The following is a 10,053-nucleotide window of genomic DNA, read 5'->3' on the forward strand; positions in this document are numbered from 1 at the left end:
GTCTTCTATTCCATAAAAAGAGGAGACCGCTATGAGTATCAACGGAAAAGTCGCGCTGGTAACAGGTGCCGGCCAGGGCATTGGCAGGGCCATCGCCTTGCGTCTTGCTCGCGATGGCGCCGATGTCGCGCTGGTTGACATCAATGCGACCAAGATCAATCAGGTTGCTGGAGAAATCGCCGAGTTGGGACGCAAAGCCACGGTGTTCGTCGCTGACGTTTCACAGCTGGATCAAGTCGTCGCCGCCGTTGAACATACGTACAGCACGCTCGGCGGCTTCGATATCATCGTCAACAACGCGGGTGTGGCTCAGGTCGAGTCTCTGCTGGAGGTGACACCCGAACAAGTCGACCGGATTCTTCGGATCAATGTGCAGGGCGTGCTCTGGGGAATCCAGGCAGCGGGCAAGAAGTTCAAGTCTCTCGGGCAGGGCGGCAAGATCATCAACGCGTGTTCTATCGCAGGCCATGAAGGTTTTGCACTGCTGGGTGTGTACTCCGCGACCAAGTTTGCAGTCCGGGCCTTGACCCAGGCGGCCGCGAAAGAGCTGGCAAGCGATGGCATTACGGTCAATGCTTATTGCCCTGGCGTAGTGGGCACCGATATGTGGGTCGAGATTGACCAGCGCATGGCCGACATCACCGGTGCCGAAGTCGGCGCCACCTACAAGAAATACGTGGACGGCATTGCCTTGGGGCGCGCAGAAACCCCGGATGACGTGGCGGGTTTCGTGTCTTACCTGGCCAGTCCCGATGCGGACTACATGACCGGCCAGGCACCGTTGATCGATGGCGGCATGGTGTATCGCTAGAGGCTGCGTGCCTCGCTTGACTGATTGCGATGCTGCATACGCGGCATCTCGATCCCATGCTGATTCACGCGGCGGTACAGCGTAGCCCGGGAGATGCCCAAGGCCTGGGCGGTTTCCCGTGGTTGCCAGCGGTGACGAATCAATGCATCCAGCAACAGCTGTCGCTGCGGGCTGACCGCTTCCTGCGCGGTATGAGCAGTCAGGGATGTTTCGTCGCGCAGCTCCGGCGGCAGGTCGCTGATCTGGATCGTCGCCCCGTCGCAGACGGCGCAAGCGTAGCGCAGCACGTGACGCAACTGGCGGATATTGCCCGGCCAGCCATGGCTGAGCAGGCGTTCCAGAGTCGCCGCGCTCAAGCCAACGGGTAGGCTGGCATGCTGGTTTTCCTCGGCGAGCAACTGGTTGATCAATGCCAGACGGTCGCTGCGCTCCCGCAGCGGTGGCAGCTGGAAGCGGGCACCACCGAGACGGAAATACAAGTCTTCGCGAAATTGCGCGCTGCGCACCATGGCGCTGAGATCGCGGTGTGTGGCGCAGATCACCTGAATGTCCACCCGCTGTCGACGCGATGCACCAAGCGGTGCGACCTCACCTTCAGCCAGCACGCGCAGCAATCGGGTTTGCAAGGCCAGGGGCATGTCACCGATTTCATCGAGGAACAGCGTGCCGCCGTCGGCTTGCAGTAACAATCCCTTCATGCCCTTGCTGGACGCACCGGTAAATGCGCCAGGGGTATAGCCGAACAATTCGCTCTCGATCAGGCTTTCGGGAATCGCTGCGCAGTTCAGGGCAATGAACGGCCCGTTTTTACGCGCGCTGTGATCGTGAACCTGGCGGGCGAAGACATCCTTGCCGGTGCCCGTTTCTCCCTGAATCAGGATGGGCAAGTCACGATCCTTGACGCGCACCGCCAGACGCAGGTTATCCACCATGCGCGGGTCCGGCCGGGTGTGATCATCAGCTTCACCGGTCAATATCCGGGTTCTGGGTCGGATGCGTGGCGCACTGACGCGAACTTGAAGGGTTCCTGCGCCTGCCTGCCAGTTCAGCGTCTGCGGCGCCTCATCGACGGCGTGGCGCAAGGCGTCAAGATCGAACACCTCACTGATGTGTTCGGGTAACCGACCAAAGCGCAGCCGCAGGGCCTGACGCGCCTTGCTGTTGATGCCGTGCAGGCGGCCGTCACGATCCCAGGCCAATAGCAGGTCCGGCTGGCTGTCCACATAACCCTGGGTACTGTGCGCTTGCAGGACCCAATGACCCTGGGCGCTGTGCATGAAGAACGCGTTCTCGATGGACCGTGCACTCAGCGCGACCATTTGCCGAATCAGATGCTGGCTGCGGCGGTCATCGGGGGATTGCACGGCGGAGGCATCCACAACGCCGAGCAGTTCACCCTGCGGATCGAAAACCGGTGCGGCCGAGCAGGTCAGGCCGATGAAGGCCGCGCGGAAGTGGTCGCGTTTATGCACGGTCACCGGCGCCTTGCTGGTCAGTACCGTGGCCACGCCGCAGGTGCCTTCTTCCGCTTCCGACCAGCAGGTGCCCAGATACAGACCGGCTTTGCGGCAATCGCTGCGAATCCCAGGATCTACCCGATGGTCAATGGTCTGGCCCAGGGCATCGGTGAGCAGTACGCAATAGTCGGCATGCCGCACGCGGGCATGCAGCTGCGCCACTTCTTCGCTGGCAACCCGCAAGAACAGATCAGCCCGTTCGCGACATTCCTTGAGCAAGGTAGTGGAGAGGATACGTGGGCCCTGAAGCGAGCCGGGATCAAGATGATGTTGCTCGAGGGAGCGCCGCCAGGAATCAAAAATCAACGGTGGCACCGGCACCTGGGGAAGGCGGTCTGCGTTTTTGACCATACGACTGACGCAGTCGACATGGGCTCTGGAGTTCGCGGCGAGCATAGGGCCTCCGGTTCTCGATCATTGTTGTTATAGCGGCTATTAGGCGCTCAACCCCTGGCTGCGACAAGTCGGGAACTCTGCCGCCCATCGCTGAGACGCAGCGTCTCACGGTGACAGCGATTATGAGGATACGTCGAGATGCAGCGTCTCATCCTGATCCGTCAATCATTGCTTTGCAAAGCGGCTGGATGGCTCTGGCACGGGCCTTGAGAAGCAAATGTCACGCGTTGGCCCCGTGTTTGCTCCGCTCATGGCGCTGGAATCATCCGGCGTCCGAGTGTCGAGACAACCTGGAGAACAACAATATGTCCACTCACCTGTCCACCGATCAGCTGCTGCACGCCTACAAAGTGATGCGCACCATCCGGGATTTCGAAGAGCGTCTGCACATAGAGTTCGCCACCGGCGAGATTCCCGGTTTCGTGCATTTGTATGCAGGCGAAGAGGCCAGCGCGGCCGGGGTCATGGCCCATCTCAGCGACGATGACTGCATCGCCTCCAATCACCGTGGCCATGGCCATTGCATCGCCAAGGGCGTGGATGTGTACGGGATGATGGCGGAAATCTACGGCAAGAAAACCGGTGTCTGTGGCGGCAAGGGTGGCTCGATGCACATTGCCGATCTGGAGAAAGGCATGCTCGGTGCCAACGGTATCGTCGGGGCTGGCGCGCCCTTGGCCGCAGGCGCTGCCCTGGCTGCCAAGCTCAAGGGCACCCAAGGTGTTGCAGTGGCGTTCTTCGGCGATGGTGGCTCCAACGAGGGCGCGGTGTTCGAGGCCATGAACCTGGCCTCGATCATGAACCTGCCATGCATTTTCGTTGCGGAGAACAATGGTTACGCCGAAGCCACCGCTTCCAACTGGTCGGTAGCCTGCAAGGACATCGCCGACCGCGCCATCGGCTTCGGGATGCCCGGTGTCACCGTCGATGGGTTTGATTTCTTCGCGGTACACGCCGCAGCGGGCGCTGCCATCGAACGCGCGAGGGCCGGGCAGGGGCCGTCCCTGGTGGAAGTGAAGCTGACCCGTTACTACGGCCATTTCGAAGGCGATGCCCAGACCTATCGCGGCCCGGATGAAGTCAAGAATCTGCGCGACACCCATGATTGTCTTGAGCAGTTCAGCCAGCGCTGCATCGAAAACGGCTGGCTGGAACGCGCCCAACTGACGGTGATCGATCAGGAAATCGAGCAATTGATCGAAGACGCGGTGCGCCTGGCCAAGTCCGATCCAAAACCTCAACTGGCTGATCTGCTCAGTGATGTTTACGTGAGTTATCCGTGACCCGCTTTTGACCGTGCCTCCACGCATCTGAAAACAAGAACAAAAGGACAATCATCATGGCTAGAAAAATAACTTATCAGCAGGCAATCAACGAAGCCCTGGCCCAGGAAATGCGTCGCGATGCCAGCGTGTTCATTATTGGCGAAGACGTGGCCGGCGGCGCAGGCGCCCCCGGCGAACAGGATGCCTGGGGCGGTGTGCTGGGTGTCACCAAAGGGTTGTATGCGCAGTTTCCCGGTCGGGTACTGGACGCGCCGCTGTCCGAAATAGGTTACGTCGGCGCGGCCGTGGGGGCGGCTACCCAAGGCATGCGTCCGGTATGCGAACTGATGTTTGTCGATTTTGCCGGGTGCTGCCTGGACCAGATTCTTAATCAAGCTGCCAAGTTTCGTTACATGTTCGGCGGCAAGGCCGTCACGCCGCTGGTGATCCGCACCATGGTAGGCGCCGGCTTGCGTGCCGCCGCTCAACATTCGCAGATGCTCACCTCGTTATGGACCCATATCCCCGGTTTGAAAGTGGTCTGTCCGTCATCGCCGTACGATGCCAAGGGGTTGCTGATTCAGGCGATTCGCGACAACGATCCGGTGATTTTCTGCGAGCACAAGATGCTCTACAGCATGCAGGGTGATGTGCCCGAAGAGCTTTACACCATCCCGTTCGGCGAGGCCAATTTCCTCCGTGAAGGCAATGACGTCACCCTGGTCACCTATGGCCGCATGGTGCATCTGGCCATGGAAGCCGCGGCCAACCTGGCGCGCCAGGGCATCGATTGCGAAGTGCTGGATTTGCGCACCACCAGCCCCATGGACGAGGACAGCATCCTCGAAAGCGTGGAAAAAACCGGCCGGCTGGTGGTGATCGATGAGGCCAATCCGCGCTGTTCCATGGCCACCGATATCAGTGCCATGGTTGCGCAAAAGGCCTTTGATTCCCTCAAGGCGCCCATCGAAATGGTCACAGCGCCGCACACCCCGGTGCCTTTTTCCGATGCGCTTGAGGACATGTACATCCCAAACGCCGCAAAAATTGAAGCTGCGGTACGCAAGATCAGCGAGAAAAGGAGTGCCGCATGAGCCAGATTCATACCCTGACCATGCCCAAGTGGGGTTTGTCCATGACCGAAGGCCGGGTCGACACCTGGCTCAAGCAGGAAGGTGACCGGGTCGAGAAGGGCGATGAGTTGCTCGATGTCGAAACCGACAAGATCTCCAGCAGTGTGGAAACGCCGTTCTCCGGTGTACTCAAACGGGTGCTGGCGCGTCCGGATGAGACCCTTTCGGTCGGAGCTCTATTGGCGATCATCGTTGACGGTGAGGTCAGCGATGCCCAGATCGAGGAAGTCATCGAGCGTTTCCAGGCCGAGTTCGTGCCCGCTACCGATGCAGCCGAATCGTCAGGCCCGGCGGCGCAAAAAATCGAGCTGGAGGGGCGAACCTTGCGCTACTTCGATCTGGGCGAGGGTGGTACGCCGTTGGTGCTGATCCATGGTTTCGGTGGCGACCTGAACAATTGGTTGTTCAATCATCAGGCCTTGGCTACCGATCGGCGGGTCATCGCCCTGGACTTGCCCGGGCATGGCGAGTCTGGCAAGACCTTGCGTACCGGCGATCTGGATGAGTTGAGCCATAGCGTACTGGCGCTGCTGGATCATCTGGATATCTACACGGCACATCTGGCCGGGCACTCCATGGGCGGCGCAGTGGCACTGAACATCGCTCGACTGGCGCCCCAGCGCGTGGCCAGCCTGGTTTTGATTGCCAGTGCAGGCCTGGGCACCGAGATCAACGGGGAGTATTTGCAGGGTTTCATCGACGCCAACAACCGCAACGCCCTCAGGCCACAGCTGGTGAAGTTGTTCAGCGATCCTGGGTTGGTCAACCGGCAAATGCTTGAAGACATGCTCAAGTTCAAGCGGCTCGAGGGCGTTGATAGTGCCTTGCGGCAGCTTGTTGGTCAGCTGTTCCCGGATGCACGACAGGCTGCCGGGCTACGCGCACAAGTGGAGCAGAAGCCAAGCCTGGTGATCTGGGGGGCGGACGATGCAATCATCCCGGTCAGTCATGCACAAGGATTGTCGGCACAGGTCGAAATCCTCCCGACCCAGGGACACATGGTGCAGATGGAAGCTGCCGAGCAGGTCAATCGCTTGATAGAGGTTTTTTTGAAAGACCTGTAAAAAGTGTTGCCCCGGTGTGATAAGCACCGGGGCGTTCACGTTGCTGATTGTGCTTTATCGGGTCTGAAGCGTTGATGCAGGCGTATTGATGTCAATGTTTTGTAATACTTTCCTAAGTAAGAAAATGCCCGGCTCGTTGTAGGATCACGGCCCGTAATCAATTTCAGGATTGTATGAATACCGTTCAGGAGCCTCCCAGTCGCTCCGCCTTTGGCAACCTTTGCCTGACCCCGAATTGCGCCCCGGCGCGCGAATCACATCTTCCGAACATCCTGTTCCGACCCTCGTCCCGGCTGACCTTTGTCCTGTCGTCCCAAGCGATTGAATGTCATGGGCGTGCGCGATCATCCTACCTTTGCCCGCAAGTGAGCCAATAACCCATGGAATGGATAGTTGATCCTACGGCATGGCTCGGCCTGCTGACGCTGATCGTGCTGGAATTGGTGTTGGGCATCGATAACCTGGTGTTTATCGCGATTCTTGCCGACAAACTGCCACCCGAACAACGTGACAAGGCGCGAGTCATTGGCCTGTCCCTGGCGCTGATCATGCGTCTGGGCCTGCTGGCCAGTATTTCCTGGATGGTTACGCTGACCCAGCCGCTGTTCGAAGTCTTCGAGCACAGCTTTTCCGGGCGTGACCTGATCATGCTGTTCGGCGGCGTATTCCTGCTGTTCAAGGCGACCATGGAATTGCATGAACGCCTCGAAGGGCATGTCAGCGAACGCACCAGCAACTCGACGTACGCGAAGTTCTGGCCCATCGTCGCGCAAATTGTCGTGCTCGATGCGGTGTTCTCCCTGGACGCGGTGATTACCGCCGTCGGTATGGTCGAGCATCTGGCGGTGATGATGATCGCCGTGATGATCTCCATCGGCCTGATGATCATCGCCAGTAAGCCGCTGACGCGTTTCGTCAATGCGCACCCGACGGTGATTATGTTGTGTCTGGGCTTTTTGATGATGATTGGTTTCAGCCTGACCGCCGAAGGCCTGGGTTTCCATATCCCCAAAGGTTATCTGTATGCGGCGATTGGCTTCTCGATCCTGATCGAGGTGTTCAACCAGGTCGCGCGCATGCGCCGTAAACGTTCGCTGCACGGCGTGCGGCCGATGCGCGAACGCACGGCCCATGCGGTCATGCGTTTGTTGGGCGGCCGCAAGCTTGATGCGGACGAGGTGGGCGAGGAAATCGCCGACATGCTTGAAGGCGAACAGACTGCAGCCGTGTTCGACCGCCGCGAGCGGGTGATGATCAGCGGCGTACTGCAACTGGCCGAGCGGCCGATTCGCGCAGTCATGACCCCGCGCGCCGAGGTCGATCACATCGATCTGGCGGACGATGCCGACAAGGTCAATCTGAAGTTGATGCATTCCTCGTATTCGCGCTTGCCGCTGATTCGCGAAGGGCGCATCGATGAGCCGTTGGGCTTCGTACACAAGAAGGAGCTGCTCAAGGAATTGCTGGCTGGCAACCAGCCGAATCTGGAAAACCTGGCGCGCAAGGCGATCAATCTGCTGGACAGCTTCACGATCCTCAACGCCCTGGAGCAGATGCGCAAGGAGTCGACGCACATTGCGTTCGTGGTTAACGAATTCGGCGATTTCATTGGTCTGCTGACCATGACCGACATTCTCGAATCCATTGCCGGTCAACTGCCGGACGCCAGTGAGATCGAAGGTCCGGACATCGTTGCCGAGGAGGGTGGTTTCGTGGTTTCCGGTGCACTGAACCTCAACCATGTGCGCGAGCGAACCGGTTTTCAGGCCAAGGCCACCGAGGATTACCAAACGGTTGCCGGGCTGGTAATGAGCCTGCTGGATCGCCTGCCGCGCACCGGTGACAAGCTCGATTGGGAAGGCTGGAACATGACCGTGGTCGGGGTCGAAGAGCGCCGGGTGACGAGGGTTGCATTGCGCAAAACCGAGTAACCGCTCTGGCTCGCCCTTGTCGGCGGCGCAGTGTTGCGCTGTCGGCGAGGGATCAGCCCGATTGATAATCAGTATGCGTAACGGTGGTTTTTCATCAGGCGCGGCAGCCATTAGATTTGGCTCCAACGCAACGATTCACCTGATGACTACTTACCAAACCACTTACTGGAGTTACACATCATGAAACGCACCATCGCCCTGAGCTTTGCCTTTTCGGTCCTGACCGCCACTGCAGCCTTCGCCAGCCCACAATCGGCTACTTCTGTTGCACAACCTGTGGTTGCCCAGGCTTCCACCCAGATCGCTGATGTACATGCCGCCGCTGCGGGCAACAAAACCTTTGATCGTGCTTACCTGCAACTGGACAGCAAGGTCCTGGTGGCAGAAAACCGCAAAGAGTTCGGTTCGCAATATCAGCGTTATTGATTGCGAGTTGTCTAACGGATCCAAACCAAAAAGCCCGGTTAACCGGGCTTTTGTTTGTCTGCTGGAAACGGGTTTGCTTCAGCGATTGCGCAGGCTGCGTTCCATTCGCGCCAGTCCTTCTTCAAGCAGCGAGCGCGGGCAGCCGAAATTCAAGCGTACGAATTGCTGGCAATCGTCGCCGAACTCCGCGCCTGCGCTCAACGCGATCTTGCCGTGTTCGAGAAAGAACTGTTGCGGATTTTCCAGCCCCAGTGCCGAGCAATCCAGCCACGCCAGGTAAGTGCTCTGCGGCAGGTGCATGACCACACCGGGCAGGCGCGTCTTGACGGCCTCGGCGAGGAAATCGCGGTTGTCCTGCAGATAAGCCAATACGGCTTTCAGCCAGTCGCCACCTTCGCTGTACGCGGCGCGAGTCGCTTCCATGCCCAGCACGTTGACGCTGTCCACCATGCCGAGTCGACCATGGGTGAAGCGTTTGCGCAGTTGCTCGTCTTGAACAACCGCAAAAGCGGTCTTCAATCCGGCGATGTTGTACGCCTTGCTGGCCGACATCAGCGTGACCGTGCGCTTGGCGATCTGCGGGCTGAGGGATGCAATGGGAATATGCCGACGCCCGTCGAACAGGATGTCAGCATGGATTTCATCGGAGATGACCAGCGCGTCGTTGCGCACGCAGGCATCGCCGATCAGGTGCAGCTCCTCGCCACTGAACACTTTGCCCAGCGGATTGTGCGGATTGCTCAGGAGCAGGGCGCCAGCGTTTTGCAGGGCTTTGTCCAGTGCCGCGATATCGGTTTCATACCCGCCCTCGACATTGGCCTTGAAGGGCAATTCGATGCGGGGCTGTTGCCAGTGATTGGGGGCCTTGGACAGCGGCGCGTAATTCGGCGTTTGCAGCACCACGCCCGCGCCCTCCGGGACCAGTGCATGCAGCGCCATGTTGAAGCCCGGCTCGACACCCGGCAGGAATATCAATTCTTCAGGTTGCACACGCCAGGCATAGGCTTGCCAAAGATGGGCAACAACTGCCTGGCGCAAAGCGTCCTGTGCGACTCCGTAGCCGAGCAGCGGATGCTCGATGCGCTTGTGCAGGGCCTGGATGATCGGTGCCGCTACCGGGAAATCCATGTCCGCAACCCACATCGGCAGGACATCGGCCGGGTACTGACTCCACTTCTTGCTGTCGGTGTCGTGGCGCTCGAATACGGTATCCAGGTTGATCGTCATGGCGGTCTCAGTGGGCAAAAGTGCCGCACAGGTTAGTCGCGCGGACGGTCGGGGTCCAGAGCCGAGGGCTGTTGGACGCCTGTTGGCGCGAGGCTTGCCCGCGAATCACAATTTCGGTCGACATATTCTTCGCCTGAGATGACGCCTTCGCGGGCAAGCCTCGCTCGAACAAAACCGCATTAGCGCAGGCAATGAAGGTGGGTCAGGTGGATTGAGGTGGGCGGGGCTGGCGTCTCGGGGACAAGTCCCCTCTTACCGGTTTTGCATCGGCCCGGTAGGACCG

Annotated in this window: 8 protein-coding genes; 6 read left to right on the forward strand and 2 right to left on the reverse strand. The window is 59.4% G+C overall.

Annotated features, from left to right (window positions below):
- Nucleotides 1-31: 31 nt before the first annotated feature.
- The gene (locus AFK24_RS07000; RefSeq protein WP_065832567.1) at nucleotides 32-811 is read left to right on the forward strand and encodes an acetoin reductase; all 780 of its coding nucleotides are present in this window, start codon (nucleotides 32-34) and stop codon (nucleotides 809-811) included.
- Here the strand turns inward: AFK24_RS07000 and AFK24_RS07005 are convergent.
- Entirely contained in the window at nucleotides 808-2,724 is a 1,917-nt protein-coding gene (locus tag AFK24_RS07005) for a sigma-54-dependent Fis family transcriptional regulator (RefSeq protein WP_065832568.1), read from the reverse strand. The two genes, AFK24_RS07000 and AFK24_RS07005, sit on opposite strands and share 4 nt — an antisense overlap.
- 305 nt (nucleotides 2,725-3,029) lie before the next feature.
- On the opposite strand from AFK24_RS07005, the gene AFK24_RS07010 reads away from it, so the two are divergent.
- From AFK24_RS07010 to AFK24_RS07030, 5 genes are all read left to right on the forward strand, one after another.
- Complete coding sequence (locus tag AFK24_RS07010) at nucleotides 3,030-4,007, forward strand: thiamine pyrophosphate-dependent dehydrogenase E1 component subunit alpha (protein WP_065832569.1); 978 nt, start codon at nucleotides 3,030-3,032, stop codon at nucleotides 4,005-4,007.
- 56 nt (nucleotides 4,008-4,063) lie between these two features.
- A complete protein-coding gene (locus AFK24_RS07015) occupies nucleotides 4,064-5,083 on the forward strand; it encodes an alpha-ketoacid dehydrogenase subunit beta (RefSeq protein ID WP_065832570.1) in 1,020 nt (339 codons plus the stop codon).
- A complete protein-coding gene (locus AFK24_RS07020) occupies nucleotides 5,080-6,186 on the forward strand; it encodes an acetoin dehydrogenase dihydrolipoyllysine-residue acetyltransferase subunit (protein WP_065832571.1) in 1,107 nt (368 codons plus the stop codon). Before AFK24_RS07015 ends, AFK24_RS07020 begins: the two co-directional genes overlap by 4 nt.
- Before the next feature lie 380 nt (nucleotides 6,187-6,566).
- Nucleotides 6,567-8,117 carry a TerC family protein gene (locus tag AFK24_RS07025; protein WP_065832572.1) on the forward strand — a complete coding sequence of 517 codons (1,551 nt, stop codon included), beginning with the start codon at nucleotides 6,567-6,569 and terminating at the stop codon, nucleotides 8,115-8,117.
- A gap of 180 nt (nucleotides 8,118-8,297) precedes the next feature.
- The gene (locus AFK24_RS07030) at nucleotides 8,298-8,543 is read left to right on the forward strand and encodes a hypothetical protein (RefSeq protein WP_065832573.1); all 246 of its coding nucleotides are present in this window, start codon (nucleotides 8,298-8,300) and stop codon (nucleotides 8,541-8,543) included.
- Between the two features lie 78 nt (nucleotides 8,544-8,621).
- Here the strand turns inward: AFK24_RS07030 and AFK24_RS07035 are convergent, their stop codons facing one another.
- Nucleotides 8,622-9,770: a MalY/PatB family protein gene (locus AFK24_RS07035; RefSeq protein ID WP_065832574.1), complete on the reverse strand. Its 1,149-nt coding sequence runs from the start codon at nucleotides 9,768-9,770 to the stop codon at nucleotides 8,622-8,624.
- Nucleotides 9,771-10,053 lie beyond the last annotated feature (283 nt).

The sequence above is a fragment of the Pseudomonas syringae genome, assembly GCF_001698815.1.
Taxonomy (GTDB): Bacteria; Pseudomonadota; Gammaproteobacteria; order Pseudomonadales; family Pseudomonadaceae; genus Aquipseudomonas; species Aquipseudomonas syringae_A.

Coding starts and splice junctions, on each gene's coding strand:
- AFK24_RS07000 (WP_065832567.1), top strand. CDS start 32: ATGAGTATCAACGGAAAAGTCGCGCTGGTAACAGGTGCCGGCCAGGGC.
- AFK24_RS07005 (WP_065832568.1), bottom strand. CDS start 2,724: ATGCTCGCCGCGAACTCCAGAGCCCATGTCGACTGCGTCAGTCGTATG.
- AFK24_RS07010 (WP_065832569.1), top strand. CDS start 3,030: ATGTCCACTCACCTGTCCACCGATCAGCTGCTGCACGCCTACAAAGTG.
- AFK24_RS07015 (WP_065832570.1), top strand. CDS start 4,064: ATGGCTAGAAAAATAACTTATCAGCAGGCAATCAACGAAGCCCTGGCC.
- AFK24_RS07020 (WP_065832571.1), top strand. CDS start 5,080: ATGAGCCAGATTCATACCCTGACCATGCCCAAGTGGGGTTTGTCCATG.
- AFK24_RS07025 (WP_065832572.1), top strand. CDS start 6,567: ATGGAATGGATAGTTGATCCTACGGCATGGCTCGGCCTGCTGACGCTG.
- AFK24_RS07030 (WP_065832573.1), top strand. CDS start 8,298: ATGAAACGCACCATCGCCCTGAGCTTTGCCTTTTCGGTCCTGACCGCC.
- AFK24_RS07035 (WP_065832574.1), bottom strand. CDS start 9,770: ATGACGATCAACCTGGATACCGTATTCGAGCGCCACGACACCGACAGC.